This window comes from Halomonas sp. 141 (genome assembly GCF_002810305.1).
GTDB classification, from domain to species: domain Bacteria; phylum Pseudomonadota; class Gammaproteobacteria; order Pseudomonadales; family Halomonadaceae; genus Vreelandella; species Vreelandella stevensii.
Window position 1 is genome coordinate 1 of record NZ_PINZ01000013.1, and the last position, 23309, is coordinate 23309.

Sequence of the window (23309 nt, forward strand, 5' to 3'; positions counted from 1 at the left end):
GGGTGTTGGACGACAGGTCAGATTTTACCTCGTCGGTGGCTATGAGGCAGCTCCGACGGGATTTATGCAGCGTTTCCTTAAGGGAACCGTGCAGAGGTTTCCTTGAATGTTGCTCACTGCAAGGATTGATGACTCCTGTGACGCATACATGCAGTTGTAGATGGTACTACCCCAAACCTCACCGATATTTCGCAGCAGGGCAGGCGTAGTGAGCTCGCCTAGGGTAAAAATCAGCTTCACGCCCAAGTGGGAAGGTTGGCAATCTCTTTGGAGCAGATGTTTGGCTAGGCTGATGGCAATGGCTGGTGTGCAGACTAGCGCGGTGATCTTCAGTTCCCTGATCAGCGTCACGGCCCGGTCCAGCCCTACAGTGGGTGAGCGCGGCCACATTTTCACGACAGTGTGGCCCAAGCTGCGACACACATCCTCGAAAGTATCTCCAGTCGAATGCAGTTCCGTAGGCCCCATTACACCGATAATATGCTGAGAACCGTGGGCGCGGAAAATCTCGCCATAACGGAGTATCAGCGGGCTGTTGTTGAAGATGGAGTCCTGCTCGTTGCGAGGACATGGGGTGGCTGCGCCAGTGGTGCCCGTAGTCTCATAGTAGATCCAGGCTTCAGTCAGCGGCGCAGCAGCCATCTCATGCCCGGCTGTGCGCAAATCACTCTTCGTAGTGAATGGCAATTTACGAAATGCATCCCAGTTCAGATCATCTATGTCTGAATCAGACATGGCGGACAGTGCAGTACGATAAAAAGGCGCATATTCCCTGACATAGCGAAGCGTGCTTTTAAGCCGCTCAAGTTGGATGCTGTTTAACTCGTCAGCGGAGACTTTGCCATTCTCAAATAGCTCGTGTTGATGATAAACAGTATGAGCCAGCTTCAGAAGATCAGGCTTGAATAAGGCGTACATTGAGGCCCCCTTGTTACTTGAATAGCGGAAGACTGCCAGTTAGCTTGGTGATCTTTTTTTTGGAGCCGACCAGTCCAATGGCGACCAGTTCAATGGAAGAGCTATCGGCTGCTGACATGCGCTCTTCGTACTCTTGATAGGTTCTACAGGATTGCGCCAGGGCACTGAACGGGATGTTGTGAATCTCATCCTCCTCCAGTGTTTTTACAAGTATTTCGCGCAGCTTTTCTTTGCTGGAGAGCAGTATTGGCAAGGGGGTGTAGATGACGCCGGGGTAATTCACGTTATCCTGACTTCGCATGTCTGGCCCTACCAGGTTTTCTACCGAGCGTCCCATGCTGACACCTATGACGCTAACAGCATTAGCCGCATGCCCTAGCCCCAGCTCCTTGTCGACTACGATGACGCACTTGTGGGTGGCTGCATCAAAATTCATTGGCTTCTCCTTTTTTAAAAATCAGCTCTGCACGAGTTTCCCGCTGACGCCAACCAGAGCGTTCAATAACCCAAAGAACCTTGTTGTGTCGCTGCCGAGCTCAATATCAACCACTTTCCAGTTGGCAATTTTCTTCCACTTTTGGACGCCCTGTTGATGATTGGGGTGGATTAAATATGCAGAAAGGTCTTCCTGGTTTTCAAATAGTCCCATTACAACGAAGTCCATGGCTTGTTCGCGTGGACTTATATTCCGGGCGCAAAGCCAACCACGTATTTCGCTAATATGTTTTGGATGTTCGCGAGTCGCTGCCTCTGCCTCGATGACCTCTTTGTCACACCACTGTAAAGAGCTATTAAGCTTAAAAGCCACTAGGTGGAAAATCATTTCTCATCCTCATGTCTCGCCTAGTAAACGCGATTATCTAATTTTCCGATCAACTTGGTATTTAAAATAAAGTGCTTAGCACTCAGTGCAGCATGGCAGTTATTTAGTCTTATGCAACTGGATTAAAATGTTAATTGATAGGGTCGGAAAAGTGCTTTCTATTCTTGTTGCAAGTCATATCAGGAATGGTAGGATTTACCAGAAATTCGCTGATGAGTGAAAAATATGACCGATCAAGCGTTAAGTCTGACAGATGTCAAAATTCTGACCGCGCTGCAGCAAGATGGCAGGATCACCAACCAAATGCTGGCCGATCAGATCGGCATGTCTGCATCTCCGTGCTGGCGTCGAGTGAAGCATTTGGAAGATCAAAACTACATTCAGGGCTACCGTGCAGTCTTGGATCGCCGAAAGATCGGGCTTGGGGTCATGGTTTTCATACGGATCAAAATCGACCGCCACAGTGAATCTGAGGCTAGGAAGTTCGAGCAGGAAGTCATGCAACTTGAGGATGTCGTTGCGTGCTACAGCATCGGTGGTGACGCCGATTTCCTGCTGCAGGTGGTGGCTTCTGACCTGGATTCATTCGCTGATTTTGCGATGTCCAGTGTTCGGCAGCTGCCTGGCATCAAGGAAATGCAGAGCATGTTCGTGCTCAAGGAAATTAAGCCTTTCGTCTCATTCCCGGTCAAACGTCTGCGAGCTGTTTGAAGAGGCCTGTGTCGCGCCTAGCCAAGAGTGGCTTGCAATCGCTCTCCATCAGGGGTGGCGCCGAGCAGCCGCATTCGGCTAGCTGATTCTCAGGCGGTTAAAGTCGGCGCTTCGAACTCGACGCTGAACAGATCACTGGTCTGGGCGCTCAGTGGATTGCTTTCGACGGGTAGCACGATGCCGCGAAACACCGCATTGACCTCGACTTTCACCTAGTTGGTCTGTGCTCAACGATCAGCGTCCTACGCCTTGGTTCCTTAATCAAGACCCATTTGGTGTCTGGTGTTTTATGGATGGTCTAATTGGCCTTGCATTGGCGCTGCATCCATACCGTTTCGATTGGTTTTGTCCGGGAGGTTAAGCCGGTTAGGCCTTCTCAGCTTTCTGATAGAGCAACATGACAACGGATCTTCTTGAGTTGACTATCTCAAGGTTAGATTTGCAGTGGGCGAGGGAGTACTTCGGTCCTATATATACTTTGTTGACCTCAAGGCTACTCAGACCGAGCGTAAAGGTGAAACCGAGCCCTTCATTATGTTCGTAAAGCACGGACATGCACAGGTGGGGGCAGGCGTGCTAATCAGCTGGTTATGTCATTGGGAGCACTCCGCTTGCCGCTCGGTGAGGGCCTGTGGGTACCGCAGAAGGGACATAGCCTGAGGAGAGTGCGATAATACGGATTGGCGGTTCTGTGGGCAAGTAGTGGACGAGGGGCCGAGGGGCTGTGTTATCATGAAAGCCTGAGGGTGCTTTGGGAGCCTTGGTGCCTGCACAGCTCTTATAATCAATTGAATGAATTTCGATCTGCCATGGCCCGTACCGCATCGGTCAATGTTGCTCAGCAGTGGTGGCGCTTCCAATAGGAAGCGGCGTATCGTTGCGGCCTCGCCCCGTACCTTGCCGTCGTACCGCTAGGCAAGGCTCTGTAGATAGCTTTCTGTCACGGCGGCTCCAGGACCCAAGGAGATTGCCGGATGACCTTGACCTCCCTCACTATTGCGCATCGTGCTGTTGCCGGTGCCCGCTAGAGTTTACTTGTCGCCCCTTTGCCACTTCAGCCCCTTGCTATGTACGTTGCAAGAGTATGGCGTGATGTGTTCTGTTTCAACCTGCCCTCAGGGGTGTCCGATGGCCCACGTTCCACTGAACTCCACGTTCGATGTGTATAATGGCGTGTATAACAGGCAGGCTTTCATGGCAAAATTCATCAGAAAATTAAAGGGTTGTCATGAATAAAGTCTTAATGGTCGATAATTACGATAGCTTCACCTTCAACATCGTCCAGTACCTGGGGGAGCTGAATGCCGAGGTGATGACCTACCGCAACGATGAGATCACCTTGGCGCAGATGGAAGCGCTGGCGCCTACCCATCTGGTGATTTCGCCGGGGCCATGTACCCCGAATGAGGCGGGCGTCTCGCTGGCTGCCATCGAACACTTCGCGGGCCGACTGCCCATTCTTGGGGTTTGTCTGGGTCATCAGGCCATCGGGCAGGTATACGGTGGTAAGGTGGTGCGCGCTCCTCAGGTGATGCACGGCAAGACGTCTGCGGTGGTGCATGGTGGAGTCGGGGTGTTTGACGGTCTGGAAAATCCGCTGGAAGTCACGCGCTACCACTCGCTGGTGGTCGACCAGCACCGCTTGCCCGACTGCCTGGAAGTGACCGCCTGGACCGCAGAGAGTGACGTGACGCCGGGGCTCATCATGGGGTTTCGTCACCGCACCCTGGATGTCGAGGGCGTGCAGTTTCATCCGGAGTCGATACTCACGCGCCAGGGCCATGCGTTATTGGCCAATTTCTTGCGACGCGGCTGATCGCCAAATTCATACGCTTTAGGGGCTTATCTGCTCATGCAAATGCGAGACGCAATTAACGCGGTGATGCGCCGCGAAGACCTCTCTTTCGATGCCATGCACGCGTTGATGCGCCAGATCATGACCGGCGAGGCCTCCGATGCACAAATTGGCGGCCTGTTGGTAGGGCTGGCCATGAAGGGTGAGAGCGCCGAGGAGATCAGCGCCGCCGCCCAGGTGATGCGCGACCTGATGAAGCGCGTCACGCTGCATGCCGATAACGTAGTGGATATCGTCGGCACCGGCGGTGACGGCGCCAATCTGTTCAATGTCTCCACGGCGGCCAGTTTTGTGGCGGCGGCAGCCGGTGCCCATGTGGCCAAGCACGGTAATCGCAGCGTTTCCTCGTCATCTGGCAGTGCGGACCTGTTCGATATCGCGGGCATCTACCTTGATTTGAAGCCGGAACAAGTGGCGCGCTGTATCGAGCAGGTGGGGGTCGGCTTCATGTTTGCCCCCAACCACCATCCGGCCATGCGCTATGCGATTGGGCCGCGTCGTGAAATGGGCGTGCGCACGCTGTTCAATATTCTTGGCCCGTTGACCAACCCGGCCGGTGCGCCCAATCAGGTGCTGGGCGTGTATTCCGCCGAACTGGTGCCGCTGATGGCCGAAGTGCTGCGCAAACTGGGCAGTCGCCACGTGATGGTCGTCCACTCCGATGATGGCCTGGACGAAATTTCCCTGGCAGCTCCCACCCAGGTGGCCGAGCTGAAAGAGGGTGAGATCACCCGCTACACCATTGCCCCCGAAGCGCTGGGCATCGAGCGCCAGAGCCTGGCGGCGCTGAAAGCCACCAGTGCCGAAGATAGCCTGCGGTTAGTAAAGGCATCCCTGAGTGGCGAAGGCGCCGCGGCAGATATCGTGGCCCTGAACGCCGGTGCCGCGCTCTACTGTGCCGGCATAGCCGACAGCTTGAAAGAGGGCGTGATGGTGGCCCAGGATGCGCAGGCCTCCAAATTGCCCCTCGAAAAGCTCCGAGAGCTTTCGCACTTCACCAGTGTTTTCAAAGGATGATCAACGCCATGACAGAGCAGGCTACTCCCACCATTCTCACGCGCATTCTGGCTCGCAAGGACCAGGAGGTCGCCGAGCGCGAGCAGGCGGTTTCCGAACAGGACCTGTTGGCACTGGCGGGTCAGCAGAGCGCGCCGCGCGGCTTCATCGAGGCGTTGAACCAGCGCATCCAGGTGGGTGATCCTGCGGTGATTGCCGAAGTGAAGAAGGCGTCCCCCTCCAAGGGGGTCATGCGCGAGAAGTTCCACCCTGCCGACATAGCCCGCAGCTATGCCCAGGGCGGCGCCGCTTGTCTGTCGGTGCTCACGGATGCCGACTTTTTTCAGGGCCACGAAGATTATCTGATCGCCGCGCGGGATGCCTGCGAACTGCCGGTCATTCGCAAGGACTTCATTACCCACGGTTATCAGGTGACGGAAGCGCGAGCCATTGGCGCAGACTGTATCCTGCTGATCGTGGCGGCGCTGGATGATGCGAAGCTTCGGGACCTGCATCAGCAGGCCAACGCCATGGGCATGGACGTGCTGGTCGAGGTGCACGATGCCGATGAACTCGAGCGTGCTCTGGCGCTGAATCTCAAGCTGGTCGGCATCAATAACCGCAACCTGCATACCTTCGATACCCGCCTGGATACCACACTGGACCTGCTGACGCGCATTCCGGACAGCGTCACCGTGATCACCGAATCGGGGATTCATACCCGTGACGATGTGGAGCGCATGCGTGATCACGACGTCAACGGTTTTCTGGTAGGGGAAGCCTTCATGCGTGAAGAGGACCCGGGCCTTGCATTGAAGCGTCTGTTTTTCTGATCCTGGGGGTCGAAAAAGCGCTGCGGAAAGCGGTTTTCAGGAGAGCTGCCGATGTTTCAGCGTCGCCTGCTGGTGGCACTGCTGGTGTTGATCATGCTGACCCTCGCTCAGGGCGGCGTGGCCGTGTGGGCCATCGACGGTGCCCGCCAGAAGGTAGAGCTGGGCAGGCTTTCCAGTGACCTTCACGCGGGTTTTCTGGCGTTTTCCGATAGCAAGAACCAGCTGCGCACCTGGCTGGCCAACGCTCAACAGGGCGATCAGCCTGCCGACGTGCAAGAGCGCGATTTCATTCTTCACGAGATGCACACCCATCTCGAACGTTTGCATGTCAACAGCGACCGCCTGGCGGCCAGGATGCAGCCCTCCAGTGAGCTGACCGCTGCGCTGGTCGAAGAGCGCCAGGCGGCGCTGGCGACTTTCGATAAACTGTTTCACGCCCTTGAACGGGCAGTGCTGGCGACTTCCATGATTCCTGCTGCGGAGCAGTTCGAGCTGGTCGACAGCCAGAGCCTGCGCATGGTGCTTTACGATGCGCTGGCCAGGGAGCGCACGCTGCTGGCGCAACAGCGCAGCGACGCCGACCACTCCTTGCAGCAGCTGATCACCCTGGCGGTTGGCGCCACGCTCACCTTGATGCTGACCATCATGGCCGTGTTCGGCTATTTTGCCCGTGCCCTGCAGAGGCCGGTTCGGGAGCTGGTGAACGGTGCCCAGGCGTTCCAGCGTGGCGATCTTGCCCATCGGCTGGATGAGCGCATGAGCGATGAGTTCGGCCATGTTGCCACGCGGATGAACCTCATGGCCGACGAGCTGCGACAACATCGCCAGACGGAGCAGGACCGCCAGCAGCACCTGGAAGACCTGGTAGCCGTGCGTACCCGGGAGTTGGCCACGGCGCTGGATAGCCTGCGCCAATTAGGCCAGCAGCGCCAGCAGCTGCTGGAGGATATCAGCCACGAGCTGCGCACCCCCACCACGTCGATTCGTGGTGAAGCCGAGATCACCCTGCGCGGCGGCATGCGCAGCGAAGCCGAGTACCGCCAGGCCCTGGAGCGAATCGCCAGCGATGCCAAGCGGCTTTCGGACGTGATCAGCGACCTGCTGACCATGGCGCGCAGCGATATCGTCGAGTGGCAGGTGAAACGCCAGCTGCTGGACCCCTGCGTGCCGCTGGCCGATGCCATGGAGCAGGCTTCGACGTTAGGCAGATTGCGTGGTATTGCCCTCCAAGGAGACGTCACTGCCCAGGCCACGGTGCTGGGAGACCCTCAGCGGTTACAGCAGATATGCGGTATTTTGCTGGATAACGCCGTGCACTATTCCCATGCGGGGGGCATGGTGGAGGTGAGCGCTACCACTGAGGTGCTGCAAGGCAAGCAAGTGTGGGCATTGCGGGTGCGTGATGATGGTATCGGGGTGGCGGAAGACGAGCTTCCACGGCTGTTCGAGCGCGGCTACCGCGGCGTGAAGGCGCGCTCGCACCGCCCCGATGGGCAAGGCGTCGGGCTGGCCATTGCCATGCTGTTGACGCGTTTACATGGAGGTACGCTCAGCCTGGGGGCAGCCCCTGCAGGCGGCTGTGAGGCGCTGCTGCAACTGCCGGTGCACGCCCAGGCGGGCCCCGCGCTGAGCGTCATGAGGTAATCAGGATGCATATAGTCGTCATCGAAGATGACCCCAGGATTCGCGACTTCTTGAGCAGAGGCCTGGCGGCCGAAGGTTATCAGGTAGAAGCGTTCAGTGAAGGGCGGGTGGCGCTGCTGCACCTCGTCCAGTGTGCCCGGGAGCCCGATCGGCAGCCGGTGGTGATTCTGGATCGGCTGCTGCCGGACATCACCGGCACCGATATCTGTCGCAGCTTGCGCACGGCGGGGGTGGCGTTCCCCATTCTGATGCTGACCGCGCTGGACAGCATTGAGGACCGTGTCTCGGGTCTGGAGTCCGGGGCCGACGACTATCTGGTCAAGCCGTTTGCCTTCGAGGAGCTGCTGGCGCGCATTGCCGCCCTGCAGCGCCGTTCCTGGGGCCACCCGGCCAGCCAGGAAGTGAACGAGCTGCGGGTGGGCGACCTGTGCCTGAATCGTGAGCAGCGTAGCGTGACCCGGGGCGGCCAGCGGATCGAGCTGACACCCAAGGAGCTGGCGATCCTCGAACTGCTGATGAGTACGCCCGGCAAGCTGTACAGCCGAGAGCGCATCCTGGCCAGTGTCTGGGGTGCCCACGAAGACCCGCTGACCAATATCGTCAATGTCTATATCCGGCGACTGCGTAGTAAACTGGACGTACATGGTGCCGGGGAGTCATTGATCACGACCCAGCGCGGTTTTGGCTACCGTCTGGACCCCGCGCCCTCCCCGTGACGGGGCGGTTATTCACCTTGTATTAATCTAAAACTCGCGCTCTGTTAATACTCTGGTGACCTGAATGTAAGTGTTGGCCCCGTATAGTGAACGGCATCCCTGTTGCATATCACATCGCAACAGCTGTAACCGCCGCATACACGGAGACGACACCATGTTGAAAAAAATTCTACTCGGTACCGCGTTAGGGCTTGGCGCCGCTTCTTTGGCCCAGGCCACCGAAGTAACCCACCTGGGGGGAGACATTACCCCCGAGCAGGTGAAGCAGGCTCAGCAGGCGTGGGGTGAGGCGCTGGTGGCGATTGCCACCACCTATGAAAACGACGGCATCGATGCGGCCCGCGAACTGGCCAGCACGATCATCGATGAAGCCTACGGCTATGAGATGGGCCCGGTGCTGTTCAAGCCCACGCTGGCCAGTGAGCCACAAACCTTCCGTACCACGGCTGATGGCGCATTGGCTTACTTCGTGGGCCATAGCGATGAGTTCGCAGAAGACAGCGGCTTCGCGCTGAAAGGCTGGCAAGCAGTGGAGATCGACAATGCGGCCATTTTCATCAGTGGTGATACGGCTCTCACCATGGGCCATGTGGCCATGACCGACAGCGATGGTAACGTCACCACGGTCGACAAGACCTGGGGCTATCAGTTGGATGACGAAGGCAACTTGCGCATCGTGCTGCACCACTCTTCGCTGCCTTATCAGCAGGAAGAGAGCTAACGGATTAGCGGCGAACGCCTGAAAACCAAAGGGCCTGCTGGAGACAGCAGGCCCTTCGCGTTGCGGTTCGAGGCGGTTATTGGCTACGCAGGCAGTGGAGCAGCGCCTGAAGCGGATGAGCCAGCGTTTGCGCTGAGTAACGCTTCACCTGGCTACGGCACGAGTACCCGGTGGCCAGCAACTTGCCTGCGTTCTCTTCGGCCTCTACCTGAGGCTGCCAAGACTGGGCGTAGATGGTTTTGGAGGTGGCGACGTTACGGCTTTCATGGCCGTAAGTACCCGACATGCCGCAGCAGCCCGTGGTGGCCAGCTCCAGCTGCAAGCCAAAGGCAGCAAACACCTGCTGCCACGCTTTGGGGCTGCCCGGCGCGTTGGTTTTTTCGGTGCAGTGGGAAAGCAGCTTGTAGCCCGGGTCATTCAGCTTCACCGGGCTGGGATTGAGCGTGTTGACACGGGTAGCCAGCCACTCCTGCAGCATCAGCACCGTGGGCACCTGTTCGCTGCCCAGCGCTTTGACGTACTCCTGGCGATAGGTCAGCGTCATGGCTGGGTCGATGCCTACCATGGGCACGTCGAACTCGCTCAGCGCCCTCAGGCGCCTGGCCTGCTTGGCCGCGGTGCGCTCGAAGGCACCTAAAAAGCCTTGTACGTGGAGCGGCTTGCCGTTGGCGGAAAACGGCATCACGAACACGCGCAGGTTCAGCCGCGACAGCAGCTCTACGACATCCATCACCAGCCTGGCTTCGAAGTGAGTCGTGAACGCGTCCTGCACGATGATCACGCTCTGCGCGCGCTGCTGCTCGGTGAGCAGGGCCAGTGACGTAGGCGTGGCTTCCGCCACCCCCCAGGCACGCAGCTGCTTTTTCACGCTGGCGCGGGAGAGCGTGGGGGAGTCGCTGATGCCGAGCCCTTTGTGCATCAGTTGGGTGACCCAGCGCTGCCCCAGGGCGGCGTTGTATAGAGGGGCGATCCTGGTCAGTGCGGGCAGCATGAACTCGGTGCCCCCGATCACATAATCGCGCAGCGGGCGCAAATAGCGGCCGTGGTAGACCTCCAGGAACTGCGCACGGAACTGAGGCACGTTGACCTTGATCGGGCACTGGCCTGCGCAGGACTTGCACGCCAGGCAGCCTGCCATGGCATCGTACACTTCGTGAGAGTAGTCGTGGTGCTGCTGACGGCTGAGGGTGTTCATCACTCGCCTGGGAAAGCTCTTGATAAAGCCCCAGCTGCGTTCGGCCTTCTTCTTGCGCGACTCTTCGACCACGTCGATGCCTGCCTGAGACTGCAAGCGCAGCCATTCACGGATCAGGCTGGCACGGCCTTTGGGAGAGTGTCGGCGGTCGCGGGTGGCCTTCCACGACGGGCACATGGGGTCGTCCACATCGTAGTTGTAGCAGGCACCGTTGCCGTTGCAGTAAACCGCTGCGTCGTAAGCCTGCCAGGCGCGCTCGTCGATGGTGCGGTCCAGCTGGCCGCGCATCGTTACGCCATCCACGCGCAGCAGTTCCGGGTCGCTCTGTCTGGCGATCAGCGGGGCATTTTCAGCGGGCGAGGCGATCTTGCCGGGGTTGAGCTGGTTATGCGGATCGAAGGCCGCCTTGATCTGTTGCAGGCAAGGGTACAGCTCACCAAAGAAGGTGGGGCCATACTCCGAACGCACGCCCTTGCCATGTTCACCCCACAGCAGCCCGCCATATTTCTGGGTCAGGGCGACCACTTCATCGGAAATCTCCCGAATCAGCGCTTGCTGCTCGGGGTCTTTCATGTCCAGTGCCGGGCGCACGTGCAGCACCCCCGCATCCACATGGCCGAACATGCCGTAGGAGAGCTGGCGAGCATCCAGCGCCGCGCGGAACTCGGCGATGAACTCGGCCAGGTGTTCCGGCGGCACGGCGGTATCTTCCACGAAGGGTAGCGGGCGCTTTTCTCCCTGCACGTTGCCCAGCAGGCCCACCGAGCGCTTGCGCATGGCGTAGACTTTCTGGATTTGCGGGCGGCCTTCCGCCAGGGTGTAGCCCAGCCGCTCGACGCGGGTGTCCTGGCCAAGATGCTGGGTAAACGCCGCCACCCGCTCGGCCAGTTTATCAGCGTCGTCGTCGTTGAACTCGATCAGGTTGATGCCCTGTATGGGCGTGCTGCCCGCCGGGAAGAACTCGGCCACGCTGTCCCAGACGAAATCTTCCATGGCCAGCTGCAGCACCGTGTCGTCCACGGTCTCGATGGAGGTAGGGCGAGCGCTACTGGCCATCAGCGCCTTGGCATCGCGCAGCGCATCCATGAAGCTGGCATAGCGAACGTTCACCAGCGTCGCGTGCTTCGGAATCGGCATCACGTTCAGCACTGCCTCGTTCAGAAAGCCCAGCGAGCCTTCGGAGCCACACAGCAGGCTGTTCAGGTTGAGCTGGCCGTCCTCACGCAGATGGGCCAGGTCATATCCGGTCAGGCAGCGGTTGAGCGGGGGGAACTTGGCGTCGATCAACGCCTTCTGCTGGTCGATGATGGTGGCAGCGGTACGGTGTACTTTCCCCAGGACGCCTTCCTCGGCCAGTGCTTGCTGCTCCTCTTCCTCGCTCAGCGGGCGGCTGTGCAGGTGCTGCCCACCGAGCAGGATGGTATCCAGCGCCAGTACGTGATGGCGGGTCTTGCCGTATTCGCAGCTGCCCTGACCGCTGGCATCGGTGGAAATCATGCCACCGATGGTGGCCCGGTTGGAGGTCGACAGTTCGGGGGCGAAAAACAGCCCGTGGGGTTTCAGAGCGGCGTTCAACTGGTCCTTGACCACCCCGGCCTGCACCCGCACCCGCCGGGCCGCCACGTCGATCTCGAGGATCTGGTTCATGTGGCGGGAAACGTCCACCACGATGCCGTCGGTCAGCGATTGGCCATTGGTGCCGGTGCCGCCACCTCGGGGGGTCAGCACCACTTCCCGGTGGGGCAGCTCGGCAGCCAGCTTGGCCAAGCGCTCCAGGTCTTCGGCGTGCCTGGGGAAGACCGCTGCCTGGGGCAGGCGCTGATAAATCGAGTTGTCGGTGGCCAGCACGGTGCGGTTGGCGTAATCCGGGGCGATTTCGCCCTCGAAACCGCGGGCGCGCAGGGCGTCGAGGAAGCGGACGTAGTGGCCCTTCAAACGTTCAGCGGGGGCCGTGCGGGTATCCAGGGATGCAATCATGGTGAATCGAGCCGTCACTGCTGGGGGCGAATAGGGGAATAGCGTACTTTACCCCAGCTACTCCAGGCGTGCATCTTGCCTGGCCGTTGGCGCTGGCGAGACCGAGAGAGAGCGCCGACGAGCGGCCATGAAAAAGCGCCCGCCGCCATGGGCGGTGGGCGCTCGATGGGCATGTCTTGACGCGCATGCCCATGACGTTCATGTCGCTATCAAGTGCGGCTGTTGTTGTAGGTCTCTTCGTTGAGCTCGCCTTCGCTTTTACCGACCAGGGTGGTGACCATCAGGTCGCCCGCCACGTTCACGCTGGTGCGGGCCATGTCCAGGATGCGGTCGATACCGGCCACGACGGCAATGGCTTCCAGCGGCAGGCCAATCTGCGCCATCACGATCGACAGCATGATCAAGCCTGCGCCAGGCACCCCGGCGGTGCCAATTGAGGCCAGGGTGCCGGTAGCGACGATCATGGCGTAATCCACCATGGTGAGGTCCGTGCCGGTCATCTGGGCAATGAACAGTACCACCACCCCCTGGTAAAGCGCCGTGCCATCCATATTGATGGTGGCCCCTACCGGCAGCACGAAGCCCGAGACGCCTTCCGAGACCCCCAGGTTTTTCTGGGCACAGCGAATGGACACCGGCAGCGTGCCCGCCGACGACGCCGAGGAAAACGCCACGACGATGGCATCGAGGCTGCCTTTCAGATAGCGCACCGGGTTCAGGCGGCCAATCAGCGCAATGAACCCGGAGTAGACCACCAGCACGTGCAGGATGCTGGCCAGATAGACCACGCCAATCAGCTTGGCCAGCGGCAGCAGGATCTCCAGCCCGTATTGCCCGGAGACGTGGGCGATCAAGCCGAACACGCCAAACGGGGCAAACGCCATGACCAGCCCGGTCAGCTTGTACATGGCCTCGGCAAAGCTGTCGAAGACCTTCATGACCGGCTCGCCTTTGTCACCGATCAGCGTCAGCGAGATGCCCAGGCCAATGGCAAACACGATGATTTGCATGATGTTGCCGTTGGCCAGCGCATCGATGGGGTTGCGCGGCACCAGATTGATCAGAATGGACATCAGCGACGGCGCCTCGTTGGGCGACACCTCTGCGTCGAAGCTCAATCCCACGCCGGTGCCCGGCTGCAGCAGCGTCGACAGAATCAGGCCGATACTGATGGCAAAGGCGGTGGTCACCAGATACAGCGCGATGGTCCGCGCGCCGATGCGGCCCATCTTCTGCGGGTCGCGCATGGAGGTAATACCCACCACCAGCGTCGAAAAGACCAGCGGCACGATCAGCATCATGATCGCGTTAATGAAAATATCACCCAGCGGCTTGAAGATGCTGGCCGTCTCGCCCAGCAACGCCCCGGCCACGATACCCAGCGCCAGGCCCGCCAGAATTTTCTTCCACAGCGCGATACCGCGCCACCACGCAAACTTTCCCTGCTGTGCTGTTTCCTGCACGGCGATTCTCCTGTTAGGTAACCATTGTTAGCGATTCGTAAAGCGAATCGTCGCGCACTCTACCACTTTTGGCTAATGGGGTATCCTGCCAAAGCGCGGTTGCCATGGCTCCCGTCCGCGCTTTTGCCTACAATGGTCGCCTTTGTCGCGCCCTGGGCGGCGCGTGTCATTGAATTCTGGCCAAGGAATACCTCATGCTCGATCCGAAACTGCTGCGCGGTGATCTGGAGACGACGGCGCAACAACTGGCCCGGCGGGGCTTCGAACTCGATACAGCGGCACTGCAGGCGCTGGAGTCGCGCCGTCGTGAGTTGCAGACTCAGACCGAGCAGCTGCAAAACGAGCGCAACATGCGCTCCAAGGCGATTGGCAAGGCCAAGGCCAACGGCGAAGACATCCAGCCGCTGCTGGATGAAGTAAGTGACCTGGGCGACCGCCTGGACAAGGCCAAGAAAGAGTTGGCTGAGGTGCAGGAGGAGTGGGACGATGCCATCAGTGGTATTCCGAACCTGCCCCATGACAGCGTGCCGGAAGGCAAGAACGAAGACGACAATGTCGAGTTGCACCGCTGGGGCACGCCCCGTGAGTTCGACTTCGAGGTGTTGGACCACGTGGACCTGGGCAAGCGTTCGGGCTATCTGGATTTCGAACTGGCAGCCAAGCTGACCGGGGCGCGGTTTGCCGTCATGCGTGGGCCGATTGCGCGTCTGCATCGTGCACTGGCCCAGTTCATGCTGGATACGCAAACCCAGCAGCATGGTTATGAAGAGTGCTATGTGCCCTACATGGTGAACCGCGATTCGCTGATGGGAACGGGGCAGCTGCCGAAATTTGGCGAAGACCTGTTCAAGCTCGACGATGAGCGAGAGTACCACCTGATTCCCACCTCCGAGGTGCCGCTGACCAACTTTGTGCGCGACGAGATCGTCGAGCTGTCGGCGCTACCCATGAAGCTGACCGCGCACACGCCCTGTTTTCGTAGCGAGGCCGGTTCTCATGGGCGCGACACCCGGGGCATGATTCGCCAGCATCAATTCGATAAGGTCGAAATGGTACAAATCGTCGAGCCCGACAAGAGCTATGCGGCGCTGGAGGAGATGCGCGAGCATGCCGAGGCGATCCTGCAGGCTCTGGAGCTGCCTTACCGGGTCGTGACGCTCTGCACAGGGGATATGGGCTTTGGGGCAGCGAAAACCTACGATCTGGAAGTGTGGCTGCCCAGCCAGAACACCTACCGGGAAATTTCGTCGGTCTCCAACTGCGAAGACTTCCAGGCGCGTCGCATGCAGGCTCGCTACCGTCACCCGGATTCGAAAAAGCCGCTGCTGCTGCATACCCTGAACGGTTCGGGGCTGGCGGTAGGGCGGTGCCTGCTGGCGGTATTGGAGAACCACCAGCAGGCGGATGGTTCGATTAGCGTGCCGGCGCCTCTTCAGCGCTATCTGGGCGGTCAGGAGCGTCTTGCCCTGTAATGGCCCACTCGACGTTCACGCCAGCATCGATGCGAATGGTGCCGGGGCGATAGTCGCTGGCTGAGCCGCTACCCACGGCGTCACTTTCGGCCCGCATGGCCATCATGCGTGGCTGGAAGATGGGCGCCTGGGTCTCTTCGATACGCTGGACATGGCCCAGCTCCACGCCAAGGGTGGTGGCCATCAGGTCTGCCTTGTGGCGGGCCTTCTCCAGCGCTTTGGTCAATGCTTCATCGGTGGCGGCGTCACGGTCGTGCAGGTCAAACTGCACGCCATCCAGCGCATTGACCCCCGCGCCGATCAACGCATCCAGCACATCCCCCAGCTGTTCGATGTCAGCCAGTTCGACGCTGAACGGGCGTTCCAGACGCGTACGCATCAGGTTCTCCTGCTCTCCATCGTCACTACGCGGACCTGCCACGTACTCGGGGGAGACGTTGAGCGACCCCGCCGTGATGGCGCGCTGTTCGATGCCCGCTTCCTCGATGGCCGCAATCAGCTCACTGGCGCGCTGCTCCAGGCGCTGCCGGGCGTCGCTCAGCTCATCGCTTTGGGTGTCTTCCAGGGCAGACACGGCAGGGGTGTTTTCCCATAGCCGCGCGCTGAGCGTCGCCTTGTCGGGTTCGACTTCTACCCACGACTGCGCTTGCACGAAGACGCTTGGGGGAGGCGGTGCCGCCTGGCTGATGGGGGCGACCAATAGTGCGAGAAGGGCGCCCCCCAACACGCCATAGCGAAGGCGTTTGATAGGGTGGCGCAGCCGATTGACGGAGTTGAGCTGGGTTTGCATGGAGTCACTTCCTTGCTGAGAGAGCCAATGTGTTATGAGACCGAATGTTGGGTGATGACCCGCAGCTTTGAAGCAGAGATACACGGAAAGTTCACAGGCTAATGAGTCGTGAGGGCGTCTTTCTTAATAGGTGCACGGTTTGTGCATTGTCACGCCAGCAGCCATTATGTACGGATAACATGCTAAGGATCAGGCTATGTCGAAGTTGTCAGATGAGGATTATCGCAGTATTCCACTTAACGCTACCCTGGCGCTGGCCGCGCTGGTGGTCATCATTGCCGGGATGAAGGTAGGTGCCGACCTGCTGGTGCCTTTACTGTTGGCGGTGTTCATTGCGGTGGTGTGCACGTCGCCGGTGCAGTGGCTGCATGACTGGGGGCTGAGTCGGCGTACGGCAGCCATGCTGACGCTGCTGGTGTTGCTGGGCTTCATTTCCTTGATTGGCCTGCTGGTGGTCAACAGCTTTGGCACTTTCGTGGAAGCGCTGCCGGATATCGAGGCGCGCTTGTACGAGCATTACTGGAATTTGCTCAATACGCTAGCGTCCCATGGCATGGCGATCGACCCGGAGCAGCTGAGCTCGGTGTTTGCCATGGAAGACGATGGCTCATGGGTTGCCATGCTGCTGGGCGAGCTGGGCTCGCTGTTCATGCAGGGCACCATCGTGGCGCTGCTGGTGATCTTCATGCTGTTCGAGACGCTGCACTTTCGTGACAAGGTCTCGCGCGCCCTGGAAAACCCTGCGCCCAGCCTGAAGCGTTTCAGCGAGTTCAGCTTGACCCTGAAGCGCTATCTGGCCGTGAAAACGGTCATCAGTCTGGCCACCGGTGTTCTGGTGTGGCTTTCCTGCCTGATGGTAGGGGTCGATTTTCCGCTGCTCTGGGGGGTGCTGGCTTTTGCCCTCAACTTCATTCCCAACATTGGCTCTGCCCTGGCGGCCATTCCTCCTGTCTTGCTGCTGCTGGTGTCTCAGGATGGCGGTGTGCTGCAGGCGTTCATGCTGGCGTCGGCCTATTTGGTCATCAACTTCATTCTGGGCAATCTGGTCGAGCCGCGGGTCATGGGGCAGGCGCTGGGGCTATCCACCTTTGTGGCGTTTCTTTCCCTGGTGGTATGGGGCTGGATTTTCGGCGCGGCGGGTATGTTGCTCTCGGTGGTGCTGACCATGACGCTCAAGATTGCGCTGGACAGTCATCCACAAACCCGTTGGATGGCACACCTATTGGGGCCTGGAAAGCAGCGCCGTTCGGATGCCCAGCCTGGCGATGCACGGCGGCCACCGCTGAAGCGTGACAAGCAAGAGTCGCAAGGGTAGGAGGCGTAGGGCGGGGCAGCCACCGCTGGCAAGGCCAGCGGTGATTGTGAGCGCTCAGACGTTCTGGTCGATGAACTGAGTCAGTTGCGACTTGGATTGCGCGCCGACCAGCGAAGCGACCTTGGTGCCCGATTTGAACAGCATGACCGTGGGCACGCCACGTACACCCTGCTCAGCAGCAATTTCCGGTGCATCGTCTACGTTGACGCTGACGACTTTCAGATTGTCGCCGCGCTCGGCAGCGACTTCATCCACCACAGGTGCCATGACTTTACATGGGCCGCACCAGGGGGCCCAGAATTTGAGCAGGACAGGCTGTTCGGCGTTGAGGACTTCCTGCTCAAAATTGGCGTTGGTGACATCAACATTGTTAGCCATTTGCTTCTCCCGTTTGCGTTGCTCTTGCAGTTACGTTGCCTCAAATGGAGCAACAGTCTATACGCGATTTACCAGCGCTCTTTCACCGCGCCAAGTTGCCAGATGTTAGCGGTCACGGCGGATGCTGGCAAATTCCAGATGCGTTTTGCGCTGAAATAGAAAAAATTAATGGATGCTGATAGCGCTGATTTTTTATACTATATGGGAATTATAGATCGTTTTTTTATTCACAATTATGCTCGTAGAGCGTCATGCTCCGAGCATCGGGCAGGTACGCAGTGGCAGCAGCGCGGGGCGTTTTGGGACGTTTCCCGGCATCGAACATTAGGTGAGGATATGAAGCTACAGCAACTTCGCTATATCTGGGAAGTCAATCGACATAACCTGAATGTGTCAGCAACTGCCCAGAGTCTGTTTACCTCTCAGCCAGGTATTTCCAAGCAGATTCGCCTGCTGGAAGATGAATTGGGCGTGGAGATATTTGCTCGCAGTGGCAAGCATCTCACGCGTGTCACCCCCGCTGGCCAGTCGATCATCGAGCTGGCCGGGCAAGTGCTCAAGCTTGCCGAAAACATCAAGCAGGTAGCCCAGGAGCACAGCGACGAGCGCCGTGGCAGTTTGGCCATCGCTACTACGCATACCCAGGCCCGCTATGCGCTGCCGCCGATCATTAGCGAGTTCACGCTCAAGTATCCTGACGTGGCGCTACACATGCAGCAGGGCACGCCCAAACAAATTGCCCAGATGGTGAGTGAAGGGCAGGCGGACTTTGCCATTGCCACCGAGTCCTTGGAGCTGTTTACCGACCTTGTATTGCTGCCTTGCTACCGCTGGAACCGCTGCGTGCTGGTGCCCAAGGAGCACCCACTCGCTTCTCTGGAAGGGCCGCTGACCCTCGAGGCGCTGGCCGAGTATCCGCTGGTGACTTACGTCTTTGGCTTCACCGGGCGTTCGCAGCTGGACGATGCCTTCAAGGCCAAGGGGCTGACCCCTAACGTCGTGCTGACGGCCGCTGATGCCGACGTCATCAAGACCTATGTGCGCCTGGGCATGGGAGTGGGCATCGTGGCTCATATGGCGGTGGACCCTGCCCAGGATGACGATCTGGTGGCGCTGGACGCCAGCCACTTGTTTGCCAGCTCCACCACCAAGATCGGCATTCGTCGTGGCACATTCATGCGCGGCTACATGTATGACTTCCTCGCGCGGTTTGCTCCCCACCTGACTCGCGACCGAGTGGACGAAGCGCTCACGGCGGGGCCTCGCCATGAGCACGCGCTGTTCGAAGGTGTCGAACTCCCCGAATATTGAGCGAGGCCAGTGATTCAGGGTTGATAAACCAACTCACCCACCTACTCACCGCCCCGTTCACCGCTTTATGTTGTGGTGAACAGGGCGGTGAACTCGTCAGGTGGCTATATCAATATCAATGCTGCAGGTGCAGCCCACATTCGCGTTTCTCTTCCACCTTGGTGGGGTCGAAGTAGTCGAAGTTGTTGGGCAGGTCATGGGCCTGCAGGTATTCGTACATGTCCTTGGCGGTCCACTTCAGTAGCGGCGCCACTTTCAGCAGGCCGTCGCTGTTGCGGCTAACGGACTGCATCCTGGCTCGCTCGGGCGTGTCTTCGGCGCGCAGGGCAGTGAACCAGATGTCGGGCCGCATGGTGGCCAGGGCGCGCTCGAACGGCTCGATCTTTACTTCCTGAGTGAACGCCGCATGGCGCGGGTCGTCGATGCCCGGCATGGGGCCGTCCAGGGCTTCCCGGTGGGCGCGGGTGCGCTGGGGTAAAAAACTCACCAGGTTGAGGTCGAGTCGTCGAATCACGTCGTCGGCAAACCGGTAGGTAGCCTCGGTATTGTAACCGCTGTCCATCCAGACGATAGGAATGTCCGGGCGAACCTGCGTCACCATGTGCAGGATCACGGCCTCGAAAGGGCGAAAGTTGGTGGTGCAAATAGGGCGCTCGCCCTGACGGAACGCCCACTCGATTAACCCTTGCGGGTCGTTGGCGTACTCTTGATGAATGGCTTCGAGAGCTGAGGACATGCTGCCTCCTGTTGAAAAGCGTGCGATGCCTTTAGGCTACCAAAGCCTTGTGTGGTGCCCCAATACCGTTTGGTTTGGGTTTTATATTCCTTTCTGATGTAACAGTGCTTCTTTGTTATTCCAAAGTGCTGGTTCATTCCAGAGCGCCAATCAGATGGCGGATCTTGTCGAGGGTTTCCGTGTACTCTTCGTCTGCCTGAGAGTCGGCGACCAGTCCGCCGCCGCCCCATACATGCAGGCTGCCGTGATCGGCCACCATGGTGCGAATGGCTATCGAGGTGTCCATGCTGCCACGGATGTCGATATAGCCCAGGCTTCCGCAATAGACGCTACGCTGGCAGGGTTCCAGCTCATCGATGATCTGCATGGCGCGTATCTTGGGCGCGCCGGTGATCGAGCCGCCGGGGAAGGCCGCCGTGAGCAGCGAAAGCGGTGAGTGTGCGGGCGCCAACTCTCCCTGAACGACGCTGACCAGATGGTGCACGTTGGGGTAGCTTTCCAGTTGGCAAAGTTGCGGCACGCGTATCGAGCCGGGGGTGCAGACTCGCCCGAGGTCGTTGCGCAGCAGGTCGACGATCATCACATTCTCGGCCCGGTCCTTGGTGCTGTTGAGTAGCTCCTCGGCTAGCGCCTGATCGTTTGCGGGCGTTTCGCCGCGGGGCCTGGTGCCCTTGATGGGGCGGGTTTCGACGCGGCCATCACGGCACTGAATGAAGCGCTCGGGCGACAGCGACAGCACCGCCTGGCCCTGCCAGGCCATATACCCCGAGAAAGGCGTCGGTGTGGCACGTCGCAGCTGCAGATAGGCCTGCCACTCATCCCCTTCGTAGCGGGCGGAGAAGCGCTGTGCAAGATTGATCTGGTAGCAGTCACCGGCGCGGATATAGCGCTGTACGGCCTCGAAGCGCTCGGTATATTCGGCCTGGTTGAGCTGGGCCTTGAACGGCTGTGTCAGCGTGAAAGGCTCGCCTGCTGGCGGGGCTTGTTCCAGCCAGGCCAGCACCTCTCGACGGCGCGCATCGCTGGCCACCAGCCAGGCTTGCTGGGTGGCGTGGTCAAAGGTGATGCACCAGTCATACAGGCCCAGGCGGGCCAGCGGCAGTTGGGTGGCGGGCGGGTGCTGGCTGGACACCGAACAGTCTTGGCGGCCCAGGTCGTAGCTCCAGTAGCCGATCAAGCCGCCCAGAAAGGGCAGGTCGCTGTCGAGGGTGGGCACGGGCAGCTGTTCCAGCAGCCACTGCTGTTGCGCCGTGCTGTCATCGTCGAGATGAGCTGGCAGCGTCAATGTGGTGGAGCTGAGCTGTGCCTGGCGGTTTGCGCAGATTTCCAGCGTGGCCAGCGGGTCGCTGCTGAGGATGTCATACCGGCCGCTGGTGGCCACGGGTCGGCCGCTGTCCAGCAGCACCGCCCCGGGCCGTTGCCGTAAGCGGGCAAAGGTGGCCAGCGGGTCGGAGAAGTAGGGCAGAGCGGAGATCGTCAACGCCGTTGTCATGAAGCAAACGCCAGTCCGGAAAGGGCGGCATATTTTAGGGTGCTCGCGCCAAGGACACCAGCCGCGTTTATCGACGGCGTTCTCACGTAAGCGGGCGGTGAGAGGGGCCCGCAACAGAGATTGTAGACATTTGCGCAGGGGGTCTCGTCAGGCGTGCAACGAAAGATGAATAAAAACGCTTATTTTCCGAGGTTGACGTCAGAAAGGGGGAGGGGTAAAGTTTCATCATTCCTTAATTGTCGACAATTAACCATGACCTTACTTGCTTCCACTTCACCACTACCGGACGGCGACGCCAGCGACGTCGTCTCGCCAGAAGTACGCACACTGGCCGAGCGTGTGTTTCACCAGTTGCAAAGCGCCATTGTCCGTGGGGAACTGGCGCCTGGCAGCAAAATCACTGAGCCTGGGCTTTCGAAGACCTACGGTATCTCTAGGGGGCCGCTGCGCGAGGCCATGCGGCGCCTCGAGGCCCACCGATTGATCGAGCGCGTGCCCCATGTGGGCGCCCGGGTCGTCAAGCTTTCCATGAAAGAGCTGCTGGAGCTTTTCGACGTGCGCGAGGCGCTGGAAAGCATGGCGGCGCGGCTGGCGGCCGAGCACATGTCTGCCGAGGAAATCCAGGGGCTGCGAGACGTTCTGGCGCTGCACGAAAGCCAGGGCGACCTCAAGCGCGGGGAAGCCTATTACCAGCGTGAAGGCGATCTCGATTTTCATTATCGCATCGTTCAGGGCAGTCACAACAAAATGTTGATGAACCTGCTGTGTGATGACCTCTACTACCTGGTGCGCCTCTATCGCACGCAGTTCAGCGCCAGTGGTACCCGCCCTCAGCGGGCGTTCGTGGAGCACCACCGGATTGTCGATGCCATTGAGGCCGGCGATGCCGAGCTGGCCGAGCTATTGATGCGTCGCCATGTCAGCGCGTCACGGGCGAACGTGGCAGACCGCTACGCCGCCATTCTTGAACAACAAACAACAACCGAAGACAGGAGCTGATGTCATGACTGCTTCATCCACTTCTCGCTTGAGCCCCGGTGGGCGCTTTCGTGCCGCGCTGGAAGCCCAGCGCCCGTTGCCCATCCTGGGCACCATCAATGCCTATACGGCCATGATGGCCGAACGCGTGGGGCACCAGGCCATTTACCTCTCCGGCGGCGGCGTGGCCAATGCCTCCTTCGGCCTGCCGGATCTGGGCATGACGACCATGAACGACGTGGTTGAAGACGCGCATCGTATCTGTGCTGCCACGGAGCTTCCGCTGCTGGTGGATATCGATACCGGCTGGGGCGGCGCGTTCAACATTGCGCGCACCGTGAAAGAGATGCAGCGCGCCGGAGTCGCCGCAGTGCATCTGGAAGATCAGGTCGCTCAGAAGCGCTGCGGTCATCGCCCCAACAAGGCGATCGTTTCCCAGCAGGAGATGGTGGACCGCATCAAGGCTGCGGCCGATGCCAGGCTGGATCCGGATTTCTACCTCATTGCACGCACCGATGCCTTCCAGAAAGAGGGGCTCGATGCCGCCATCGAGCGCGCCAACGCCTGTGTGGAAGCAGGGGCCGACGCCATCTTCGCCGAGGCCGTGCATACCCTCGACGACTATCGCGCCTTCTGCCAGCGCGTCAATGCGCCGATTCTGGCCAATATCACCGAGTTTGGCGCCACGCCGCTGTTCAGCCAGCAGGAGCTGGGGGACGTCGGCTGCCGGATGGTGCTCTATCCACTGTCGGCTTTCCGCGCCATGAACGCAGCGGCCCTGAAGGTTTACCAGAGCATTCTGGAGCATGGCCATCAGCGCGAGGTGGTCGACACCATGCAGACCCGCGATGAGCTGTACGACTTCTTGAATTACCACGATTTCGAACAGAAGCTCGATGCGCTGTTCGCCGAACAAAAAGACGCTTGAGTGCGCAGGCAACACATCTAATAACAGTGACAATACTGAGTACGTCAGGAGACTACC

At 59.6% G+C, this 23309-nt stretch carries 23 protein-coding genes; 12 read left to right on the forward strand and 11 right to left on the reverse strand.

Annotation, left to right across the window (positions count from 1 at the left end):
* Positions 1 to 39 precede the first annotated feature (39 nt).
* From CWI66_RS07975 to CWI66_RS07985, 3 genes are read right to left on the reverse strand one after another with little or no spacing between them, the layout of a single operon-like run.
* Positions 40 to 918 (reverse strand): phenylacetate--CoA ligase family protein, encoded by an 879-nt coding sequence (locus CWI66_RS07975; protein ID WP_157808959.1) that lies wholly within the window; start codon positions 916 to 918, stop codon positions 40 to 42.
* Between the two features lie 13 nt (positions 919 to 931).
* A complete protein-coding gene (locus CWI66_RS07980) occupies positions 932 to 1354 on the reverse strand; it encodes a DUF2000 domain-containing protein (protein WP_016914386.1) in 423 nt (140 codons plus the stop codon).
* 21 nt (positions 1355 to 1375) lie between these two features.
* On the reverse strand, positions 1376 to 1741 hold the full coding sequence (locus tag CWI66_RS07985) for a Dabb family protein (RefSeq protein ID WP_016914385.1): 366 nt from the start codon (positions 1739 to 1741) through the stop codon (positions 1376 to 1378).
* 225 nt (positions 1742 to 1966) lie between these two features.
* On the opposite strand from CWI66_RS07985, the gene CWI66_RS07990 reads away from it, so the two are divergent.
* Positions 1967 to 2452: an Lrp/AsnC family transcriptional regulator gene (locus CWI66_RS07990; protein WP_016914384.1), complete on the forward strand. Its 486-nt coding sequence runs from the start codon at positions 1967 to 1969 to the stop codon at positions 2450 to 2452.
* Between the two features lie 89 nt (positions 2453 to 2541).
* On the opposite strand, the gene CWI66_RS18560 is transcribed toward CWI66_RS07990, so the two are convergent.
* Complete coding sequence (locus tag CWI66_RS18560) at positions 2542 to 2664, reverse strand: hypothetical protein (RefSeq protein WP_016914383.1); 123 nt, start codon at positions 2662 to 2664, stop codon at positions 2542 to 2544.
* Between the two features lie 1016 nt (positions 2665 to 3680).
* On the opposite strand from CWI66_RS18560, the gene CWI66_RS07995 reads away from it, so the two are divergent.
* The 6 genes from CWI66_RS07995 to CWI66_RS08020 all read left to right on the forward strand — a co-directional run bounded on the left by CWI66_RS07995 (position 3681) and on the right by CWI66_RS08020 (position 9217).
* Positions 3681 to 4268: an anthranilate synthase component II gene (locus CWI66_RS07995; RefSeq protein ID WP_100731395.1), complete on the forward strand. Its 588-nt coding sequence runs from the start codon at positions 3681 to 3683 to the stop codon at positions 4266 to 4268.
* 36 nt (positions 4269 to 4304) lie between these two features.
* The gene (trpD, locus tag CWI66_RS08000; protein WP_026001760.1) at positions 4305 to 5324 is read left to right on the forward strand and encodes an anthranilate phosphoribosyltransferase; all 1020 of its coding nucleotides are present in this window, start codon (positions 4305 to 4307) and stop codon (positions 5322 to 5324) included.
* A gap of 8 nt (positions 5325 to 5332) precedes the next feature.
* Positions 5333 to 6136 (forward strand): indole-3-glycerol phosphate synthase TrpC, encoded by an 804-nt coding sequence (gene trpC, locus CWI66_RS08005; RefSeq protein WP_100731396.1) that lies wholly within the window; start codon positions 5333 to 5335, stop codon positions 6134 to 6136.
* A 51-nt stretch (positions 6137 to 6187) separates the two neighbouring features.
* On the forward strand, positions 6188 to 7780 hold the full coding sequence (locus CWI66_RS08010) for a sensor histidine kinase (RefSeq protein WP_100731397.1): 1593 nt from the start codon (positions 6188 to 6190) through the stop codon (positions 7778 to 7780).
* A gap of 5 nt (positions 7781 to 7785) precedes the next feature.
* A complete protein-coding gene (locus CWI66_RS08015; protein ID WP_100731398.1) occupies positions 7786 to 8496 on the forward strand; it encodes a response regulator transcription factor in 711 nt (236 codons plus the stop codon).
* Between the two features lie 154 nt (positions 8497 to 8650).
* Entirely contained in the window at positions 8651 to 9217 is a 567-nt protein-coding gene (locus tag CWI66_RS08020) for a phosphoribosyl-AMP cyclohydrolase (RefSeq protein ID WP_081137627.1), read from the forward strand.
* A gap of 76 nt (positions 9218 to 9293) precedes the next feature.
* Here the strand turns inward: CWI66_RS08020 and ydiJ are convergent, their stop codons facing one another.
* The 3 genes from ydiJ to CWI66_RS08030 are packed head-to-tail and all read right to left on the reverse strand — an operon-like array spanning position 9294 to position 13852.
* Positions 9294 to 12389, reverse strand: a complete 3096-nt coding sequence (gene ydiJ / locus CWI66_RS08025; RefSeq protein WP_100731399.1) for a D-2-hydroxyglutarate dehydrogenase YdiJ — start codon at positions 12387 to 12389, stop codon at positions 9294 to 9296.
* A 14-nt stretch (positions 12390 to 12403) separates the two neighbouring features.
* Positions 12404 to 12562 carry a hypothetical protein gene (locus CWI66_RS17990; RefSeq protein WP_157808960.1) on the reverse strand — a complete coding sequence of 53 codons (159 nt, stop codon included), beginning with the start codon at positions 12560 to 12562 and terminating at the stop codon, positions 12404 to 12406.
* Positions 12563 to 12598: 36 nt separating this feature from the next.
* Positions 12599 to 13852: a dicarboxylate/amino acid:cation symporter gene (locus CWI66_RS08030; protein ID WP_100731400.1), complete on the reverse strand. Its 1254-nt coding sequence runs from the start codon at positions 13850 to 13852 to the stop codon at positions 12599 to 12601.
* A gap of 194 nt (positions 13853 to 14046) precedes the next feature.
* On the opposite strand from CWI66_RS08030, the gene serS reads away from it, so the two are divergent.
* Positions 14047 to 15324: a serine--tRNA ligase gene (gene serS / locus CWI66_RS08035; protein WP_016914373.1), complete on the forward strand. Its 1278-nt coding sequence runs from the start codon at positions 14047 to 14049 to the stop codon at positions 15322 to 15324.
* On the opposite strand, the gene CWI66_RS08040 is transcribed toward serS, so the two are convergent.
* Complete coding sequence (locus CWI66_RS08040; protein ID WP_100731401.1) at positions 15266 to 16114, reverse strand: SIMPL domain-containing protein; 849 nt, start codon at positions 16112 to 16114, stop codon at positions 15266 to 15268. The two genes, serS and CWI66_RS08040, sit on opposite strands and share 59 nt — an antisense overlap.
* 196 nt (positions 16115 to 16310) lie before the next feature.
* On the opposite strand from CWI66_RS08040, the gene CWI66_RS08045 reads away from it, so the two are divergent.
* Positions 16311 to 17429 carry an AI-2E family transporter gene (locus CWI66_RS08045; protein ID WP_100731402.1) on the forward strand — a complete coding sequence of 373 codons (1119 nt, stop codon included), beginning with the start codon at positions 16311 to 16313 and terminating at the stop codon, positions 17427 to 17429.
* 54 nt (positions 17430 to 17483) lie between these two features.
* On the opposite strand, the gene trxA is transcribed toward CWI66_RS08045, so the two are convergent.
* Positions 17484 to 17807: a thioredoxin gene (gene trxA / locus CWI66_RS08050; protein WP_081138331.1), complete on the reverse strand. Its 324-nt coding sequence runs from the start codon at positions 17805 to 17807 to the stop codon at positions 17484 to 17486.
* 336 nt (positions 17808 to 18143) lie between these two features.
* Here trxA and cysB point away from each other — a divergent pair, with 336 nt between their 5' ends.
* Positions 18144 to 19118, forward strand: a complete 975-nt coding sequence (gene cysB, locus CWI66_RS08055) for an HTH-type transcriptional regulator CysB (RefSeq protein WP_100731403.1) — start codon at positions 18144 to 18146, stop codon at positions 19116 to 19118.
* Positions 19119 to 19233: 115 nt separating this feature from the next.
* Here cysB and CWI66_RS08060 read toward each other — a convergent pair whose 3' ends face one another.
* The gene (locus CWI66_RS08060) at positions 19234 to 19854 is read right to left on the reverse strand and encodes a phosphoadenosine phosphosulfate reductase domain-containing protein (protein WP_016914367.1); all 621 of its coding nucleotides are present in this window, start codon (positions 19852 to 19854) and stop codon (positions 19234 to 19236) included.
* 133 nt (positions 19855 to 19987) lie between these two features.
* Positions 19988 to 21346: an aminodeoxychorismate synthase component I gene (gene pabB, locus CWI66_RS08065; protein WP_100731404.1), complete on the reverse strand. Its 1359-nt coding sequence runs from the start codon at positions 21344 to 21346 to the stop codon at positions 19988 to 19990.
* A 252-nt stretch (positions 21347 to 21598) separates the two neighbouring features.
* Here pabB and CWI66_RS08070 point away from each other — a divergent pair, with 252 nt between their 5' ends.
* Both CWI66_RS08070 and prpB read left to right on the forward strand, forming a co-directional pair.
* A complete protein-coding gene (locus CWI66_RS08070; protein ID WP_081138337.1) occupies positions 21599 to 22345 on the forward strand; it encodes a GntR family transcriptional regulator in 747 nt (248 codons plus the stop codon).
* A gap of 4 nt (positions 22346 to 22349) precedes the next feature.
* A complete protein-coding gene (gene prpB / locus CWI66_RS08075; protein ID WP_081195688.1) occupies positions 22350 to 23252 on the forward strand; it encodes a methylisocitrate lyase in 903 nt (300 codons plus the stop codon).
* The last annotated feature ends 57 nt before the right edge of the window (positions 23253 to 23309 follow it).

Bases quoted from the DNA above. Each gene is read 5' to 3' on its own strand.
- CWI66_RS07975 (WP_157808959.1), bottom strand. From the start codon at position 918: ATGTACGCCTTATTCAAGCCTGATCTTCTGAAGCTGGCTCATACTGTT.
- CWI66_RS07980 (WP_016914386.1), bottom strand. From the start codon at position 1,354: ATGAATTTTGATGCAGCCACCCACAAGTGCGTCATCGTAGTCGACAAG.
- CWI66_RS07985 (WP_016914385.1), bottom strand. From the start codon at position 1,741: ATGATTTTCCACCTAGTGGCTTTTAAGCTTAATAGCTCTTTACAGTGG.
- CWI66_RS07990 (WP_016914384.1), top strand. From the start codon at position 1,967: ATGACCGATCAAGCGTTAAGTCTGACAGATGTCAAAATTCTGACCGCG.
- CWI66_RS07995 (WP_100731395.1), top strand. From the start codon at position 3,681: ATGAATAAAGTCTTAATGGTCGATAATTACGATAGCTTCACCTTCAAC.
- trpD (WP_026001760.1), top strand. From the start codon at position 4,305: ATGCAAATGCGAGACGCAATTAACGCGGTGATGCGCCGCGAAGACCTC.
- trpC (WP_100731396.1), top strand. From the start codon at position 5,333: ATGACAGAGCAGGCTACTCCCACCATTCTCACGCGCATTCTGGCTCGC.
- CWI66_RS08010 (WP_100731397.1), top strand. From the start codon at position 6,188: ATGTTTCAGCGTCGCCTGCTGGTGGCACTGCTGGTGTTGATCATGCTG.
- CWI66_RS08015 (WP_100731398.1), top strand. From the start codon at position 7,786: ATGCATATAGTCGTCATCGAAGATGACCCCAGGATTCGCGACTTCTTG.
- CWI66_RS08020 (WP_081137627.1), top strand. From the start codon at position 8,651: ATGTTGAAAAAAATTCTACTCGGTACCGCGTTAGGGCTTGGCGCCGCT.
- ydiJ (WP_100731399.1), bottom strand. From the start codon at position 12,389: ATGATTGCATCCCTGGATACCCGCACGGCCCCCGCTGAACGTTTGAAG.
- CWI66_RS17990 (WP_157808960.1), bottom strand. From the start codon at position 12,562: ATGCCCATCGAGCGCCCACCGCCCATGGCGGCGGGCGCTTTTTCATGG.
- serS (WP_016914373.1), top strand. From the start codon at position 14,047: ATGCTCGATCCGAAACTGCTGCGCGGTGATCTGGAGACGACGGCGCAA.
- CWI66_RS08040 (WP_100731401.1), bottom strand. From the start codon at position 16,114: ATGCAAACCCAGCTCAACTCCGTCAATCGGCTGCGCCACCCTATCAAA.
- CWI66_RS08045 (WP_100731402.1), top strand. From the start codon at position 16,311: ATGTCGAAGTTGTCAGATGAGGATTATCGCAGTATTCCACTTAACGCT.
- trxA (WP_081138331.1), bottom strand. From the start codon at position 17,807: ATGGCTAACAATGTTGATGTCACCAACGCCAATTTTGAGCAGGAAGTC.
- cysB (WP_100731403.1), top strand. From the start codon at position 18,144: ATGAAGCTACAGCAACTTCGCTATATCTGGGAAGTCAATCGACATAAC.
- CWI66_RS08060 (WP_016914367.1), bottom strand. From the start codon at position 19,854: ATGTCCTCAGCTCTCGAAGCCATTCATCAAGAGTACGCCAACGACCCG.
- pabB (WP_100731404.1), bottom strand. From the start codon at position 21,346: ATGACAACGGCGTTGACGATCTCCGCTCTGCCCTACTTCTCCGACCCG.
- CWI66_RS08070 (WP_081138337.1), top strand. From the start codon at position 21,599: ATGACCTTACTTGCTTCCACTTCACCACTACCGGACGGCGACGCCAGC.
- prpB (WP_081195688.1), top strand. From the start codon at position 22,350: ATGACTGCTTCATCCACTTCTCGCTTGAGCCCCGGTGGGCGCTTTCGT.